Here is a 16573-nt window from a genome sequence, read left to right as displayed (position 1 = left end):
GTCAATGCGCAATCTGGTTAAATATGTCGGGATTGGCCTGCTGGTTGTTGGCCTTGCAGCCTGTGATAACAGCGACACCAAAACGCCTGCACAGGGCGCGTCCGCAGAGAGCAACGCGACCGGGCAGCCGGTAAGCCTGCTGGACGGCAAACTCAGTTTCTCTCTGCCAGCGGATATGACCGATCAGAGCGGCAAGCTGGGTACCCAGGCGAACAACATGCACGTGTATTCCGACGCAACCGGTCAGAAAGCGGTCATTGTGATTGTGGGTGACGACACCACTGAAGCGCTGAGCGTGTTGTCCAAACGTCTGGAAGATCAGCAGCGTAGCCGCGACCCGCAGCTGCAGGTGGTGACCAATAAGTCTATCGAACTCAAAGGCCACACGCTGCAACAGCTGGACAGCATTATCTCTGCGAAAGGCCAGACCGCTTACTCTTCCGTGGTACTGGGTAAAGTTGATAACAAACTGCTGACCCTGCAAATCACGCTGCCTGCGGAAGACCAGCAGAAAGCGCAGACTGCCGCAGAAAACATCATTAACACCCTCGTGATTCAGTAATCTTTCACGAGGATGACGTGGCCTCCGGTGCGTGCACCGGGGGCCATTTTTTTAGCCGCCACGTCAGCATCAGCGCCAGCACCACTAAACCTGCCGCCGCCAGATAGATAACGGGCACGCCAGCCCAGGCCATCACCAGCCCTGCCAGCGGCCCGGTGATCCCCAGCGACATATCCATAAACACTGTATAGGTGGCGAGCGCGGCCCCCTGATTTTGCTGCGGCACGGCTTTCACCGCCACCACGCCCAGCGCCGGGAAGACCAGCGAGAAGCCCGCCCCCGCAAGAAAGACGCCGATTTTCGCCATCCACGGCGCAGTGGCGATCCCGGTCAGCAGCAGCCCGACGATTTCGACCGCAAAGCAGATCATCGCCACGTTCAGCCCGCCCAGACGGTTAATGCCGTTCGGGAAGAGCAGACGCGCGCCGACAAACGCACAGCTAAACAGGGTTAAGGCAAAGGCCGCGCCGTCCCAGCCTTTGGCGTCGTAAAACAGGGTGATGAAGGTGGCGATCACTCCAAAGCCGGTGGTCGCCAGCGCCAGTGCCATCCCGTATGGCCAGACGCGCCCCAGCACCGCGCGAAACGGCAGCGGCTTGCCCTTGCTGGCTTTCACTTTCGGACGCGGCAGCGCCAGCAGGATCGCCAGCAGCGCAACCGCCATAATGGTGAGGGACAGGCCGTACAGACCGCCCCAGGCGTAACACACCACCCCAAGCGGCGCGCCAATCGCCATGGCGCCGTAGGTGACAATCCCGTTCCAGGAGATCACCCGCCCGATGTGCGATGCGCCGACGACGCCCACGCCCCAAAGCGTGGAACCCGTACCTGCCAGGCTTTGCCCAATGCCCAGAATCACGCGGCCCAGGCACAGCAGCACCAGACTGACCAGCGGCCACTGGCTGGCGGTGGCCGCCAGAAAGTACCCCAGCCCGCTCAGAAAGCAGCCACACAGTCCCACGACAACAATGCTCTTCGGCCCAAACAGATCGGCGTAACGTCCCGCATGGGGGCGGCTTATCAACGTCGCAAAGTATTGCAGGCTAATGACCAGCCCCGCCCAGAAGGCGCTAAAGCCCATCACGTCATGAACGTAGCCCGGTAGGATCGCCAGCGGCAGGCCAATCGTCAGATAGCTGGCGAAGTTAAAAATCACAACAGAAACAATGCGCAGATTGAGGCGTACTCCGCTCAGTGCCGGTTCGGCGGAAGGTTCGGGCATGGGTTTAACCTGGATTTTTGCAACAGTGTTTCACTATTACCATGAAGAGAGATGAAAATCAGCAGTGACTTTCAGAGTAACACCCCAGACGAAGGGGATCCGGCGCACTACAATAAACAAGCCCCCCGAAAAAGGAATTCGTATGACCGCCAGCCCGCCCGATAAAGCAGGACTTCACATTTTGTTAAAACTCGCCTGTCTGGTCGTGATCCTCGCAGGTATCCACGCTGCGGCTGATATCATCGTTCAGCTGTTACTGGCGCTCTTTTTTGCCATTGTGCTCAACCCGCTGGTGACCTGGTTTTTACGCCGCGGCGTCAGCCGCCCGGTGGCGATTACTATCGTCGTCATCGTCATGCTGATTGTTCTGACGGCGCTGTTTGGCGTGCTGGCTGCCTCCCTGAGTGAATTCTCGACCATGCTGCCGCAATACAACAAAGCCCTCACCCGCAAGCTGGTTGATTTGCAGGAGATGATGCCGTTTATCAACCTGCATATTTCGCCAGAACGGATGCTGCGCCGGATGGATTCAGAGAAGGTGATGACCTACGCCACCACGCTGATGACCGGCCTTTCCGGTGCGATGGCCAGCATTCTGCTGCTGGTGATGACGGTGGTGTTTATGCTGTTCGAAGTCCGCCACGTGCCCTACAAACTGCGCTTTGCGCTGAACAATCCGCAAATTCACATTGCCGGTTTGCACCGCGCATTAAAGGGCGTCACCAAGTATCTGGCGCTGAAAACATTATTAAGCCTGTGGACCGGAATCATCGTCTGGCTGGGGCTGATGCTAATGGGCGTGCAGTTTGCGCTGATGTGGGGCGTGCTGGCGTTTCTGTTAAACTACGTGCCCAACATTGGCGCGGTGCTCTCCGCCGTGCCGCCCATGATCCAGGCCTTCCTGTTTAACGGGTTTTACGAATGCATGCTGGTCGGGGCGCTTTTCCTTGTCGTGCATATGGTGCTGGGGAATATTCTCGAGCCGCGCATGTTGGGCCACCGCCTAGGCATGTCGACGCTGGTGGTGTTTTTATCGTTACTGATCTGGGGCTGGCTGCTGGGTCCCGTCGGAATGTTGCTGTCGGTACCGCTCACCAGCGTCTGTAAAATTTGGATGGAGACCACCAAAGGCGGCAGTAAACTCGCCATTCTGCTGGGTCCAGGTCGACCAAAAAGCCGGTTGCCGGGCTAATCGCAGGGAAAGGGCTAAAAGAGACGTTTATTCGCATGCGCGCCAACAACATTGTACGATGTGCGCAGCTCATCGCGCTTGCGAAGAATAAGTCACAGAAACAGGTTTATCGCGGACGCGCGTAGATGAAATTTACACTCTCAATTATCGACTGGCAGGCACGAGCGCCAGGACTGGGCGATGCCGCTGCGTGGCAGGACTGGTCACGCCAGTCTGACGCTATCGACCCCGCCGCGCCGCTGGCAAAACTGACCGACCTGCCGATGATGACCGCGCGCCGCCTCAACTCTGGCAGCAGGCTGGCGGTGGATATCGGCCTCGCGATGCTGCGAAAGCACCAGATTGACGCCGTCGTCTACAGCAGTCGCCACGGTGAACTGGAGCGCAATTACCGTATTCTGCAGGCGCTGGCGGCGGAAGAACCTGTTTCTCCCACGGATTTTGCCATGTCGGTCCACAATGCTGCCGTCGGGAATCTCACAATCGCCGCGCGTCAGCCGATTGTCTCCTCGTCGGTCTCCGCCGGTATGGATACCTTCCAGCAAGGTTTGTGTGAAGTATTAAGCCTGCTCCATGCGGGCTATTCCCGCGTGCTGCTGGTCGATTTTGACGGCGTCCTGCCTGCGTTTTATCACGCCGGGCTGCCGCCGCAGATGCCCGTCTGGCCGTATGCCCTGGCGCTGGTGATTGAAGCCGGCGATCTGCTCTGCTGCGAAACGCGTGGCGGCAGTGAAGGTGAAGAGCCCGCGCTGCCGCAAAGCCTCCAGTTCCTGCGCCATTACCTGAACGACGCGCCGCAATTTACCCTCTCTGGTGAACGTCTCCAGTGGCAATGGACGCGCAAATGAGCGGACTGACTTCGCGTCTCGACAGGTTATGGCGCATGACGATGACCGGATTCTGCTTCGCGCTGTTCGGCCTCGGCGGGCTGCTGCTGTCGCTGGTGTGGTTTAACCTGCTGCTGGTTATTCAGCGCGATCGCGCGAAGCGCCGCCAGCTGGCCCGCCGCAGCATTTCCGCCAGTTTTCGCCTGTTTCTCGCGGTGGTACGGGGAGTGGGTGTACTGGATTACCGCTTCAACAACCTCGACGTGCTGCGTGCGGAGCGCGGCTGTCTGGTGATAGCCAACCACCCTTCGCTGCTGGACTACGTGTTCCTGGCGTCGGTCATGAACGAAACCGACTGCCTGGTGAAAAGCGCCCTACTGCGTAACCCGTTTGTCAGCGGGGTGATCCGCGCCGCGGATTATCTGATCAACAGCGAAGCTGAAACCCTGCTCTCCGCCAGCCAGCAGCGTCTGGCACAGGGCGATACGCTGCTCATATTCCCGGAAGGGACCCGCACGCGCGTTGGCGAAGCCATAACGCTGCAGCGCGGGGCGGCTAACATCGCCGTTCGCTGCAATAGCGCTGTGCGTGTGGTGGTGATCCACTGCAGCGAACGCATGCTGGATAAGCAAAGCAGCTGGTACAACGTTCCGCCCAACAAACCTTTTTTTACCGTGGATGTTCGCGAACGCATCAACATTCATGATTTTTACGATGCGAGCCAGCACGAACCTGCGCTGGCGGCAAGGCAGTTAAACCGGCATATGCAGCATCAGTTAACAACCGGTCTTCAATCTTTGTCAGGAACGAAAGATGCAAGCGCTCTATCTTGAAATTAAGAATCTCATTATCTCTACGCTGAATCTGGAAGAACTTACGCCAGAGGATATCGATACTGACGCCCCGCTGTTTGGCGACGGGCTGGGTCTGGACTCGATAGATGCCCTGGAACTGGGGCTGGCTGTGAAAAATCAGTATGGCGTAGTGCTTTCTGCCGAAAGCGACGAGATGCGTCAGCACTTCTATTCCGTTGCCACGCTCGCGGCTTTTATCCATCAACAACGCGCCTGAGAATTTACCCGCTATGACTAACCAGGAAATGATTTATCAGGAAGTCTCTGCGCTTCTTATTACGCTGTTTGAAGTCGCCCCCGAGGACATCACCCCGGAAGCGCGCCTGTACGACGATCTGGATCTCGACAGCATTGATGCCGTTGACATGGTGGTTCACCTGCAGAAGAAGACGGGCCATAAAATCAAGCCTGACACCTTCAAAGCGGTGCGTACCGTCCAGGACGTGGTCGACGTTGTGGAACAGCTTCAGCGCGAAGCGTAACGTGCCTGCGATTCCATTCATCCCGATACTGACGGGGTTGATGCTGCTGGCATGGCCTTTTCTGATTGGCTTCGGGCTGGCAAACAACAATTTGCACGGGATACTGCCCGTGATAGCGCTTGTGCTGCTGTTGCGGGTCTGGCAGGTGCGCCGTCAGAGCGGCCCTCTGCGCAACATGATCCTGGGCGTTGCCCTCACAGGCGTGGCGCTGTGCGCGGCGAGCTATGTGCTGCACGCTCACCAGTGGGTGTTGTTTTATCCGGTAGTCGTTAATCTGGTGATGCTGGTGGTGTTTGGCGGATCGCTGTGGACAACCATGCCGATGGTAGAACGATTTGCGCGGCTGCGTGAGCCCACTCTCTCGCCCACCGGCATCCGCTACACTCGCATCGTTACCCGGGTGTGGTGCGGCTTTTTTATCGGCAACGGCACGATGGCGCTGTTTACCGTGTTGCACGCCGACATACACCTGTGGACGCTGTGGAACGGCATGATTGCCTACATCCTGATGGGCACGCTGATGGCCTGCGAGTGGCTGGTGCGACAACGGGTAATGAAAAAAGATGCATAAACCGCTTCCGCTCAGCCAGTGGCTCAGTGCGCCCCGCCCTGACGATACGCCGATAGCCTGGCGCGACGATGGCGTCTGGACGCTCGGCGATCTGCGTCACGACGTGACGCAGCTGGTTAACACGCTGCGTCAGGAAGAGGGCGAGCGCTGGGCGCTGTGCGTTGAAAACGGCTATCTGTTTACGGTCGCCCTGCTGGCGACGCTGCACGCGGGTAAAACGCCCGTGCTACCCGGGCACAGCCGGGCTGCACAGCTTAACGAACAGCGGGACTTGTTCAGCGGCGTCCTGAGTGACACAGCGCTTGCCTTTTCAGGGCGACAGCGGTTGGTAGCCTCCACCCCGCGCACAGACAACGGCTTTTCCCCGCTGCCAGCCATAGACGATACGCGCGCCATCGAGCTTTTCACCTCCGGCTCCACCGGCGCGCCGCAGCGGGTGGTTAAGCCGATTATCAGTCTGGATCGCGAAGTCCGCTTGCTGGCGGAACAGTTTGGCGATCGTCTTGCGGGCTGCCATGTTGTCGCCTCCGTGGTGCTGCACCACCTGTATGGCCTGACGTTTCGTGTCGTCTTGCCCATGGCGCTCGGCCTGCCGTCACAGACCAGGCTGCTCAACTATGCCGAGCAACTCTCAGCCCTGCCCCACGACAAACGCTATCTTTTTATCAGCAGCCCGGCCTTCCTCAAGCGCCTGGATACAGCACTGACGCCGCCCCCCGTTGCCCTGCTCATTTCCGCAGGTGGCGTATTGCCCTGGCGGGATATCACCGCGTTTCAGGGTTGGCTCAACCTCTGGCCCGATGAAATCTACGGCAGTACCGAAACGGGAGTCATGGCCTGGCGTCACCGTCAGGATGAGACAACGCGCTGGCAGCCGTTCCCCGGCGTGACGTTTCACGACGGTCGCGTCACGTCGCCGCTGATCCACGAGCCGGAAGGCGTCGTGCTGGATGACAATTTACACTTCGCGGCCGACGGGCAGTTCAGCATCGTTGGCCGCCGTGGGCGGGTGGTCAAAATCGAAGACAAACGCATTTCGCTCGATGAAATTGAGCAGCGGCTGCTGGCGCTGGACGGCATCTGCGACGCCGCCGCGCTGGCGGTGACGCGCGGGGGACGTCAGGGCATTGGCGTGCTGCTGGTGCTCAGTGACGACGCGCGAATGCACAGAGAAAGCGTGGGGAAAAATGCCCAGGAATCCGCCTGGCGCCGCGCCCTTCGCCCCTGCCTTGAACCGGTTGCCGTGCCCCGCTACTGGCGGATCGTCGATGAAATCCCGGTCAACAGCATGAACAAGCGTGTGACTGCGCAGCTACAGGAGTTATTTCATGAAGATCCATGAAATCGAACGCCGCCAGCCCGATGCGACGCATCTGGAGATCGACCTCTATCTGGATCCGGCCCTGCTCTGGTTTAAGGGGCATTTCGCCGTTCAGCCCTTGCTCCCCGGCGTGGCGCAGCTCGACTGGGTAATGGACTACGCCACCACGCTGCTGGCTCCGGGCTACCGTTTTCACAGCATTCAGAACGTGAAGTTCGCGGCCCCGCTGCTGCCGGAGAACAGGGTGACGCTGCTCCTGGCCTGGCAGCCCGAACGCCAGATGCTGACCTTCAGCTACCAGCGCCATGCCGGTGACGAACGCCATACTGCCAGCAGCGGGAAGATTCGCCTATGTCAGTAACCTTCCGCCCCTGCGTGCTGATCCCGTGCTACAACCACGGGGCGATGATGGCCTCGGTGCTGGCGCGCCTCGCGCCCTTCGATCTACCCTGTCTGGTGGTGGACGACGGCAGCGATGAACCCACGCGCCGCACGCTTGACGATCTTGCTGCGCGCCATCCGCAGCTCACGCTGCTGCGGCTGGCAGAAAACAGCGGGAAAGGGGCGGCAGTCATGCAGGGTTTGCAAGCCTGTGCAGAGCGCGGCTTCACCCACGCGATTCAGGTGGACGCCGACGGTCAACACGCTATCGAAGACATTCCCAAACTGCTGGCGCTGGCGGAGCGCCACCCTGAGGCGTTAATTTCCGGCAGACCCGTTTACGATGACTCCATTCCCCGTTCGCGCCTGTACGGACGCTGGATAACGCACGTCTGGGTGTGGATTGAAACCCTGTCGCTGCAGCTAAAAGACAGCATGTGCGGCTTTCGGGTCTACCCCATCGCGCCGGTGCTGCGGCTTGCCGCGCGCACGCCGCTCGGTAAACGGATGGATTTTGATACCGAAGTGATGGTGCGGCTCTACTGGCAGGGCAACACCAGCTATTTTCTGCCCACCCGCGTGACCTATCCGCCGGACGGGCTATCCCATTTCGATGCGCTAAAGGACAACCTGCGCATCTCGCTGATGCATACCCGCCTGTTCTTCGGCATGCTGCCGCGCATTCCCGCTCTGCTGATGCGCCGCCGCACGCAGCACTGGGCGCAGCACTGGGCGCAGCAGCAGGAGGTGAAAGGGCTGTGGGGAATGCGTCTGATGCTGCGCGTCTGGCAGCTGCTGGGGCGTAACGCCTTTACCATCCTGCTGTGGCCGGTCACCGCCGTATACTGGCTGACCGCCCGTTCTGCGCGCCAGGCGTCACGGCAATGGCTGACGCGCGTAAAGCAGGTGATGGCGCAGCGGCAGATGCCTCAGCCTCCCCGCCTGCACAGCTTTTTCCACTTCCTGCGTTTTGGTCAGGCCATGCTCAACAAAGTGGCCAGCTGGCGCGGCGAAATGAAGCTCGATCGCGATCTGGTCTTTGCACCGGGTGCGCAGGCGGCGCTGGGTCTGGACGATCCGCAGGGCAAACTGCTGCTCGCCTCGCATCTTGGCGACGTGGAGGCCTGTCGGGCGCTGGCGCAGCGCGAAGGGGGGAAAACCATCAACGCGCTGGTCTTCAGCGATAACGCCAAACGCTTTAAGCAGGTGATGGAAGAGATGGCCCCGCAGGCAGGCATTCACCTGATGCCCGTGACCGACATCGGCCCGGATACCGCCATCCTCATCAAAGAGAAGCTGGATCGCGGCGAATGGGTCGCCATTGTGGGCGACCGCATCGCCGTCACGCCGCAGCGCGGCGGCAGCTGGCGCGTGATATGGAGCGACTTTATGGGCCAGCCCGCGCCGTTCCCGCAGGGGCCGTTTATCCTGGCGTCTATTTTGCGCTGCCCGGTGGTGCTGATTTTTGCCCTCTGCCAGCAGGGGAAACTGACCCTGCACTGCGAGCCCTTTGCCGACCCGCTGCTGCTGCCGCGCGGCGAACGCCAGCAGGCGCTGCAGCAGACCGTCGATCGCTATGCGCAGCGGCTGGAACATTACGCCCTCATGTCGCCGCTCGACTGGTTTAATTTTTTCGATTTCTGGCAGCTGCCAGAGGTCAACGAGAAGGAGTAAAGGGTGCTGACCGATCCCCGCTTTACGGCTGAAGTTGAGATCACCGTGCCGTTCCACGACGTCGATATGATGGGCGTGGTCTGGCACGGCAACTATTTCCGCTACTTTGAGATCGCCCGCGAGGCGCTGCTTAACCAGTTTAATTACGGCTATCGCCAGATGAAGGCCTCCGGCTACGTCTGGCCGGTGGTGGACACCCGCGTGAAATACCGCGACGCGGTGACGTTCGAGCAGCGCATCCGCGTGCGCGCCCACATTGAAGAATATGAAAACCGCCTGCGCATCGCCTATCAAATCTTCGACGCGCAAACCGGGAAACGCACCACCACCGGCTACACCATTCAGGTGGCGGTGGATGAAGCCAGCCGGGAGATGTGCTTTGTCAGCCCGGCTATTCTGTTTGAACGTATGGGGATCGCGCCATGAAATGGATACCGCTTCTCGCCCTGCTGATGAGCCCGCTGGTCAGCGCGATCACGCTGGACGAACTGCAGCAGCGCTTTGCGGAACAGCCGGTGGTGCGTGCGCACTTCGAGCAAACCCGCACCATCAGGGACATGCCACAGCCGCTGCGCTCGCAGGGGGAGATGCTGATCGCCCGCGACAGCGGCCTGCTGTGGGATCAAAAAGCGCCGTTTCCGATGACGCTGCTGCTGGACGACAGGCGGATGGTGCAGATCGTTAACGGCCAACCGCCGCAAACCCTCACAGCCGACAATAACCCTCAGATGTTCCAGTTCAACCACCTGCTGCGGGCGCTGTTTCAGGCCGACCGCAAGGCGCTCGAAGAGAACTTCCGCATCGATTTTAAAGACCAGGGGGAAGGCCGCTGGTCGCTGGTGCTGACGCCTGTGACCACGCCGCTGGACAAGATTTTCGCCACCCTCGATTTGCGCGGTGCCGCGTACCTGGAATCGATTCGACTGAACGATAAGCAGGGCGACACGACCGATATCGCCCTGTCCCGCCACCAACTGACGCCCGCCAGCCTGACCGATGCCGAACGCCAACGCTTTGCCGCACCGTAAATCCCTGCGCCCGGCGCTGCTGTGGGCCACGGTATGCCTGATCCTGTTGGGCGTGCTGCTCACGCTGCTGCCCGGCGCGCGGCTGAACAGCAGCGTACTGGCGATGTTGCCGAAACAGACGCTCGGGGCGATGCCCCCGGCGCTCAACGACGGATTTATGCAGCGTCTCGACCGCCAGCTCGTCTGGCTGGTCAGCCCCGGCAAAAAGCCAGACCCGCGCGTGGCGCAGCAATGGCTGGAACTGCTGCAGCGCAGTCACGCATTGAATGTGGTGAAAGGGCCAATGGACGCCGCCGGGCAAAAAGCCTGGGGGGATTTCTTCTGGCAGCACCGTAACGGCCTGATCGATCCCGCCACCCGGGCGCGCCTGCAACACGGCGGGGACGCGCAGGCCCGGTGGATCCTGTCCCAGCTCTATTCCGCCTTTTCCGGCGTGAGCGGCAAGGAGCTGCAAAACGATCCGCTGATGCTGATGCGCGGCTCACAGCTCGCCCTCGCTCAAAACGGCCAGAAAATGCAGCTGATGGACGGCTGGCTGGTCACCAAAGATGATGCCGGAAACTACTGGTATCTGCTGCACGGCGAACTGGCGGGGTCGTCGTTCGATATGCAACAAACCCACCGGCTGGTCACCACCCTTAAGGCGCTGAAAGAGACGCTGAAAACGCACTACCCGCAGGCGCAGCTGCTCTCTCGCGGCACGGTGTTTTACAGCGATTATGCCAGCCAGCAGGCCAAACGGGATATTTCCACGCTCGGCGTCGCCACGGTGCTCGGGGTGATCCTGCTGATTGTGGTGGTGTTCCGCTCCGTGCGCCCGCTGCTGTTGAGCATGCTCTCCATTGCCATCGGCGCGCTGGCGGGCACGGTATTTACGCTGCTGCTGTTTGGCGAGCTGCACCTGATGACGCTGGTGATGAGCATGAGCATCATCGGTATTTCGGCAGATTATACGCTTTACTACCTCACGGAGCGGATGGTGCACGGCGCTGACGACTCGCCCTGGCAAAGCCTGTCGAAGGTACGCAATGCGCTGCTGCTGGCGTTGCTCACCACCGTCGTCGCCTACCTGATGATGATGCTGGCCCCCTTCCCCGGCATCCGCCAGATGGCGGTGTTTGCCGCAGCGGGGCTGAGCGCCTCGTGCCTGACGGTGATTTTCTGGCATCCGTGGTTGTGCCAAAGAATGCCGGTTCGCCCGATTCCCGCGAAAGGTTTTTTGCTGCGCTGGCTGAACGCCTGGCGTAGCAGCAAAACCCTGTCCGTGGGGCTGCCGCTGGCGCTGGCGCTGATTTCCGCCATCGGGATAGGCAGCTTACGGGTCGACGACGATATCGCCCAGCTTCAGGCGCTGCCGAAAGACATTCTGGCACAGGAAAAAACCATTACCGCCCTGACCGGGCAGAGCGTCGACCAAAAGTGGTTTGTGGTGTACGGCGCGTCGGCTCAGCAAACGCTGGAGCGGCTGGAGGCCTTTACCCCGGCGCTGGCGCAGGCGCAAAAAGCGGGCGATATGGCCCACTGGCGCACCCTGCCGCTGAACTCGCTGGCGCGTCAGAAAAGCGATCTGCAGCTTCTGCACAACGCCGCGCCTGCGGTGACAACAATGTTGAAAAGCGCGGGGCTGAACAGCGTCACACCCAATCTGGACGCGATGCCGGTTAGCGTTGAGGCCTGGCTCGCCAGCCCGGTCAGCGAAGGCTGGCGGCTGCTGTGGCTGACGTTGCCCAACGGCGAAAGCGGCGTACTGGTCCCGGTGGATGGCGTGAAAAACAGCGCGGCGCTCGGCAAACTGGCGGCCAGCCATGAGGGCGTTGCCTGGGTCGACCGCAAAGCCAGCTTCGACAGCCTGTTTACGCTCTACCGTTCGCTGCTGACGGGCTTACTGTTCGTGGCGCTGGCGGTGATTGCCTGCGGCGCGATGGTGCGCCTCGGCTGGCGCAAAGGAGCGATCAGCCTGGTGCCCTCCCTGCTCTCGCTCAGCTGCGGGCTGGCGGCGCTGGCCGTCGCGGGCCATCCGGTGAACCTGTTTTCGCTGCTGGCGCTGGTGCTGGTGCTCGGGATTGGCATCAACTACACGCTGTTTTTCAGCAACCCACGCGGAACGCCCCTGACCGCTATGCTGGCGATTACGCTTGCCATGATGACCACGCTGCTGACGCTGGGCATGCTGGTGTTCAGCACCACCCAGGCCATCAGCAGCTTTGGCATTGTGCTGGTGAGCGGTATTTTCACCGCCTTCCTGCTCGCCCCGCTGGCGATGCCGACGACGAAAGAGAGAATACGATGATCCGATTTTACCGCCTGGCGATATGTCTTCTGGCGCTGCTGCTGGCAGGGTGTAGCCATTCGCCGAACCGAGATGACGCACGGCCCGAGGCCTGGCTCCAGCCGGGCACCCGCGTGACGCTGCCGCCGCCGGGTATCACCCCGGCCATTAGCTCGCAGCAGCTGCTGACCGGCAGGTTCAACGGACACACCCAGTCGCTGCTGGTGATGCTGAATGCAGACGAGCATAAGGTGACGCTGGCCGGCCTCTCCTCCGTGGGGATCCGTCTGTTCATCGCGACGTATGACAATACCGGTATCCATACCGAACAGTCGGTTGTGGCGCCGGAGCTGCCGCCCGCCAGCCAGGTACTGGCGGACGTGATGCTCAGCCACTGGCCGCTCAGCGCCTGGCAGCCGCAGTTGCCGAAAGGCTGGACGCTGAACGATACTGACAACAGACGCGAGCTGCGCAACCCCGACGGCAAGCTGGTCACGGAGATTGTCTACCTGCAACGCAAAGGCAAACGTGAGCCGATTAGCATCGAGCAGCATGTTTTTAACTACCACATCACCATTCGATATCTGGGTGACTGAGATGATCTACCTTTCTGCCGTTGGCATGGTCAACGCCCTGGGTAACTCGGCTGATGAGATTGCGGCAAATCTGACCGCAGGCGTTGCGCCGGGGATGCGTCACCGCGCAGGCTGGCTGCAGGGCGTGCCGGATGCGGTGCTGGGCGGCGTGGAAGGCGAGCTGCCGTCAATACCGGACCACCTGTCGGCGCATCGCAGCCGTAACAACCAGCTGTTACTGGCAGCGCTGGCGCAGATCCAGCCTGCCGTCGATGCGGCCATCGCGCGCGTGGGACGCGACCGTGTGGCGGTGGTGCTTGGCACCAGCACGTCCGGACTGGACGAAGGTGACGCGTACGTGCGCCTCTCTCAGAACGGCGAGGACAGCCCGCAGTGGCAATACCCGCAGCAGGAGCTGGGCGATCCGTCGCGCTTTCTCGCCAGCTGGCTTGAGCTGGACGGCCCGGCATATACCCTCTCGACCGCCTGCTCCTCCAGCGCGCGGGCAATCATCAGCGGTTGTCGTTTGATCAACGCCGGACTGGTGGATGTCGCCATTGTGGGCGGTGCCGACAGCCTGAGCCGCATGCCGGTTAACGGGTTTAACAGCCTGGAGTCCCTCTCGCCAACCCAGTGCGAACCCTTTGGCCGTGACCGCCGGGGGATCACCATTGGTGAAGCGGCGGCGCTGATGGTGCTAACCCGCAAGCCGGGAGAGATCGCGCTGCTGGGCGCGGGTGAATCCAGCGATGCGTATCATATTTCCGCGCCGCACCCGCAGGGTGAAGGGGCCATCCGCGCCATCACGCAGGCGCTGAACGAGGCGGGCATGACGGCGGATGATATCGGCTATATCAACCTGCACGGCACCGCCACGCCGCTTAACGATCGCATTGAGGCGCAGGTTATCCACGATCTGTTTGGCGAACGCGTGCCGTGCAGTTCCACCAAACATCTGACCGGCCACACGCTGGGCGCCGCCGGGATCACCGAGGCCGCGCTAAGCTGGCTGATCCTGACCCGCAACCTGCCGCTGCCGCCGCAGGATTTTTCCCGCTACGCGCAGGACGACACGCTGCCCGCCTGCGGACTGCTGCACGCGCCTGCCCCGCTGAAAAAACCGGCGATCCTGTCGAACTCGTTCGCGTTTGGCGGCAACAACGCCAGCCTTCTGCTGGGGAGAGTGTGATGAAATATTTATCCCCCGCCGAGTACCTTCCTCACGACGCGCCCATGATGCTGCTGGAGACCGTCGAGAGCGTCACCGACAATGGCGCAGCGTGCAGCGTCACGGTGAGCGGGCACGGCGTGCTCGCCCCGTTTCTGAACGCCGACGGCGACCTGCCGGGCTGGTTTGCGCTGGAGCTGATGGCGCAGACCGTCGGCGTCTGGTCTGAGTGGCATCGCCTGCAAAAAGGGCTGCCGCACAGCCCGCTGGGCATGGTGCTGGGCGCGCGTGAACTGGTATGCACCGCAGGGCTGTTTATCGCAGGCACCACGCTGACTATCACCATCGAACGGCTGATGCAGGATGAACGCTTTGGCAGCTTCGAATGCGTCATCCACGCGGATAACGCCTCCCTTGCCACGGGCCGGGTGAACACCTTCCAGCCGAGCGAAGAAGAATTAACATCACTTTTCAATCAGGGAACGCCATCATGAGATCCGTACTGGTCACCGGTGCCAGCAAAGGCATTGGCCGCGCTATTGCCCTTCAGCTTGCGGCTGACGGTTTCACCGTGGGCGTGCATTACCACCTCGATGCCGCTGGCGCACAGGAGACACTCGACGCGATTGTTCAGGCGGGCGGCACGGGCCGTTTACTTGCCTTCGACGTGGGCAACCGCGAGCAGTGCCGCACGGTGCTGGAACAGGAAATGGCTGACCACGGCGCATGGTATGGCGTGGTCAGTAACGCAGGCATCACCCGCGACGGCGCGTTTCCGGCGCTCAGCGAGGATGACTGGGACAGCGTAATCCACACCAATCTCGACAGTTTCTATAACGTTATCCATCCCTGCATTATGCCGATGATCGGCACCCGCAAGGGCGGGCGGATTATCACCCTATCGTCGGTTTCTGGCCTGATGGGCAACCGCGGGCAGGTGAACTACAGCGCCGCCAAAGCCGGGATTATCGGGGCCACCAAAGCGCTGGCCGTTGAGCTGGCGAAGCGCAAAATCACCGTGAACTGCATCGCGCCGGGGCTGATTGATACCGGCATGATCGAGATGGACGAGGCCGCGCTGAACGCGGCAATGTCGACGATCCCGATGCAGCGTATGGGCCACGCTGACGAAGTGGCCGGGCTTGCGAGCTACCTGATGTCAGACAAGGCGGGCTATGTGACGCGCCAGGTGATCTCGATTAACGGAGGTATGCTATGACGCGTCGCGTCGTGATTACCGGCATGGGCGGCATCACCGCGTTTGGCGAAGCGTGGCCGACCATTTCACGCCGCCTGCGCGGATATGAAAATGCGGTGCGCACCATGTCTGAATGGCAGGCGTATGACGGTCTGCAAACCCTGCTGGCCGCGCCCATTGAGGACTTCACCCTGCCGGATCACTACACCCGCAAGCGGATTCGGGCCATGGGTCGCGTGTCGCTGCTCTCTACCCGCGCCACCGAGCTGGCGCTGGAGCAGGCGGGCCTGATCGACGACGCCGTGCTGACCAGCGGTCAAACCGGCATCGCCTACGGCTCGTCGACGGGCAGCACCGGGCCGGTGAGCGAATTCGCGTCCATGCTTATGGAAAAGCACACCCATAACATCACCGGCACGACCTATGTGCAGATGATGCCGCACACTACCGCCGTCAATACGGGACTGTTCTTTGGCCTGCGCGGACGGGTGATCCCCACCTCGAGCGCCTGTACCTCCGGGAGCCAGGCGATTGGCTATGCGTGGGAGGCCATTCGTCATGGTTATCAAACCGTGATGGTGGCGGGCGGTGCGGAAGAGCTTTGCCCCTCGGAAGCCGCCGTTTTTGATACCCTCTTCGCCACCAGCCAGCGTAACGACGCACCCAAAACCACGCCGTCGCCTTTCGACAGCCAGCGCGACGGTCTGGTGATTGGCGAAGGTGCAGGCACCGTCATTCTGGAAGAGCTGGAGCACGCCAGAGCGCGCGGTGCGACAATTTACGGCGAGATTGTGGGCTTTGCCACCAACTGCGATGCGGCCCATATCACCCAGCCCCAGCGTGAAACCATGCAGATTTGTATGGAACAGTCGCTGGCGATGGCGGGTCTGAGCCCTCAGGATATTGGCTACATTTCCGCCCACGGCACGGCGACCGATCGCGGGGACATCGCCGAGAGTCAGGCCACCGCCGCCATTTTCGGCGACAGCGTGCCCATTTCATCCCTGAAAAGCTATTTTGGCCACACGCTGGGCGCGTGCGGGGCGCTGGAAGCCTGGCTGAGCCTGGAGATGATGCGCGAAGGCTGGTTCATTCCAACGCTCAATTTAAGACAACCGGATGAGCAATGCGGCGCTTTAGATTATATTATGGGGGAAGCCCGTCAGATTGACTGTGAGTATCTGCAAAGCAATAACTTCGCATTCGGCGGCATCAATACTTCGATAATCATTAAACGCTGGGCGTAACT

The 16573-nt window shown here is 61.0% G+C and carries 19 protein-coding genes; 18 read left to right on the top strand and 1 reads right to left on the bottom strand.

What is annotated here, in order from left to right; all coding sequences use genetic code 11:
* Nucleotides 1–4: 4 nt before the first annotated feature.
* Entirely contained in the window at nt 5–562 is a 558-nt protein-coding gene (locus tag KW829_RS17440) for a DcrB family lipoprotein (RefSeq protein ID WP_010436528.1), read from the top strand.
* Between the two features lie 4 nt (nt 563–566).
* Here KW829_RS17440 and KW829_RS17435 read toward each other — a convergent pair whose 3' ends face one another.
* Entirely contained in the window at nt 567–1784 is a 1218-nt protein-coding gene (locus tag KW829_RS17435) for an MFS transporter (protein ID WP_100167332.1), read from the bottom strand.
* Nucleotides 1785–1926: 142 nt separating this feature from the next.
* Here KW829_RS17435 and KW829_RS17430 point away from each other — a divergent pair, with 142 nt between their 5' ends.
* The 17 genes from KW829_RS17430 (at nt 1927) to KW829_RS17350 (ending at nt 16571) form a co-directional block, all read left to right on the top strand.
* Nucleotides 1927–2976 carry an AI-2E family transporter gene (locus KW829_RS17430; protein ID WP_218308722.1) on the top strand — a complete coding sequence of 350 codons (1050 nt, stop codon included), beginning with the start codon at nt 1927–1929 and terminating at the stop codon, nt 2974–2976.
* Nucleotides 2977–3101: 125 nt separating this feature from the next.
* Nucleotides 3102–3824, top strand: a complete 723-nt coding sequence (locus tag KW829_RS17425; protein WP_042717281.1) for a beta-ketoacyl synthase chain length factor — start codon at nt 3102–3104, stop codon at nt 3822–3824.
* Nucleotides 3821–4636 carry a 1-acyl-sn-glycerol-3-phosphate acyltransferase gene (locus KW829_RS17420; RefSeq protein ID WP_089598667.1) on the top strand — a complete coding sequence of 272 codons (816 nt, stop codon included), beginning with the start codon at nt 3821–3823 and terminating at the stop codon, nt 4634–4636. The genes KW829_RS17425 and KW829_RS17420 overlap by 4 nt, the downstream gene beginning before the upstream one ends.
* Nucleotides 4617–4874 (top strand): phosphopantetheine-binding protein, encoded by a 258-nt coding sequence (locus KW829_RS17415; protein ID WP_010436544.1) that lies wholly within the window; start codon nt 4617–4619, stop codon nt 4872–4874. The genes KW829_RS17420 and KW829_RS17415 overlap by 20 nt, the downstream gene beginning before the upstream one ends.
* A 13-nt stretch (nt 4875–4887) precedes the next feature.
* A complete protein-coding gene (locus tag KW829_RS17410; RefSeq protein WP_218308721.1) occupies nt 4888–5139 on the top strand; it encodes an acyl carrier protein in 252 nt (83 codons plus the stop codon).
* Nucleotides 5111–5710 carry a hypothetical protein gene (locus tag KW829_RS17405; protein ID WP_108417686.1) on the top strand — a complete coding sequence of 200 codons (600 nt, stop codon included), beginning with the start codon at nt 5111–5113 and terminating at the stop codon, nt 5708–5710. The genes KW829_RS17410 and KW829_RS17405 overlap by 29 nt, the downstream gene beginning before the upstream one ends.
* On the top strand, nt 5703–7052 hold the full coding sequence (locus KW829_RS17400) for an AMP-binding protein (protein WP_218308720.1): 1350 nt from the start codon (nt 5703–5705) through the stop codon (nt 7050–7052). Before KW829_RS17405 ends, KW829_RS17400 begins: the two co-directional genes overlap by 8 nt.
* Nucleotides 7039–7392 carry a hydroxymyristoyl-ACP dehydratase gene (locus KW829_RS17395; RefSeq protein ID WP_120159416.1) on the top strand — a complete coding sequence of 118 codons (354 nt, stop codon included), beginning with the start codon at nt 7039–7041 and terminating at the stop codon, nt 7390–7392. Before KW829_RS17400 ends, KW829_RS17395 begins: the two co-directional genes overlap by 14 nt.
* The gene (locus tag KW829_RS17390) at nt 7383–9086 is read left to right on the top strand and encodes a glycosyltransferase (protein WP_218308719.1); all 1704 of its coding nucleotides are present in this window, start codon (nt 7383–7385) and stop codon (nt 9084–9086) included. Before KW829_RS17395 ends, KW829_RS17390 begins: the two co-directional genes overlap by 10 nt.
* Before the next feature lie 3 nt (nt 9087–9089).
* On the top strand, nt 9090–9512 hold the full coding sequence (locus KW829_RS17385) for a thioesterase family protein (RefSeq protein WP_100167327.1): 423 nt from the start codon (nt 9090–9092) through the stop codon (nt 9510–9512).
* Nucleotides 9509–10114 (top strand): outer membrane lipoprotein carrier protein LolA, encoded by a 606-nt coding sequence (locus KW829_RS17380; protein WP_218308718.1) that lies wholly within the window; start codon nt 9509–9511, stop codon nt 10112–10114. The genes KW829_RS17385 and KW829_RS17380 overlap by 4 nt, the downstream gene beginning before the upstream one ends.
* On the top strand, nt 10083–12404 hold the full coding sequence (locus tag KW829_RS17375; RefSeq protein ID WP_218308717.1) for an MMPL family transporter: 2322 nt from the start codon (nt 10083–10085) through the stop codon (nt 12402–12404). The genes KW829_RS17380 and KW829_RS17375 overlap by 32 nt, the downstream gene beginning before the upstream one ends.
* A complete protein-coding gene (locus KW829_RS17370; RefSeq protein ID WP_218308716.1) occupies nt 12401–12979 on the top strand; it encodes a DUF3261 domain-containing protein in 579 nt (192 codons plus the stop codon). Before KW829_RS17375 ends, KW829_RS17370 begins: the two co-directional genes overlap by 4 nt.
* 1 nt (nt 12980) lies before the next feature.
* Entirely contained in the window at nt 12981–14147 is a 1167-nt protein-coding gene (locus KW829_RS17365) for a beta-ketoacyl-[acyl-carrier-protein] synthase family protein (RefSeq protein ID WP_218308715.1), read from the top strand.
* Nucleotides 14147–14620, top strand: coding sequence for a 3-hydroxy-fatty acyl-ACP dehydratase (locus KW829_RS17360; RefSeq protein ID WP_172701551.1), 474 nt, complete (start codon nt 14147–14149; stop codon nt 14618–14620). The genes KW829_RS17365 and KW829_RS17360 overlap by 1 nt, the downstream gene beginning before the upstream one ends.
* Entirely contained in the window at nt 14614–15345 is a 732-nt protein-coding gene (locus KW829_RS17355; RefSeq protein WP_218308754.1) for a 3-ketoacyl-ACP reductase FabG2, read from the top strand. Before KW829_RS17360 ends, KW829_RS17355 begins: the two co-directional genes overlap by 7 nt.
* On the top strand, nt 15342–16571 hold the full coding sequence (locus KW829_RS17350) for a beta-ketoacyl-ACP synthase (protein ID WP_010436577.1): 1230 nt from the start codon (nt 15342–15344) through the stop codon (nt 16569–16571). Before KW829_RS17355 ends, KW829_RS17350 begins: the two co-directional genes overlap by 4 nt.
* The last annotated feature ends 2 nt before the right edge of the window (nt 16572–16573 follow it).

Source organism: Enterobacter sp. ENT02 (assembly GCF_019219165.1).
Classification (GTDB): domain Bacteria; phylum Pseudomonadota; class Gammaproteobacteria; order Enterobacterales; family Enterobacteriaceae; genus Enterobacter; species Enterobacter mori.
The sequence above is the reverse complement of the archived record's forward strand: the minus strand, read 5'-3'. Positions and strand labels throughout refer to the sequence as shown.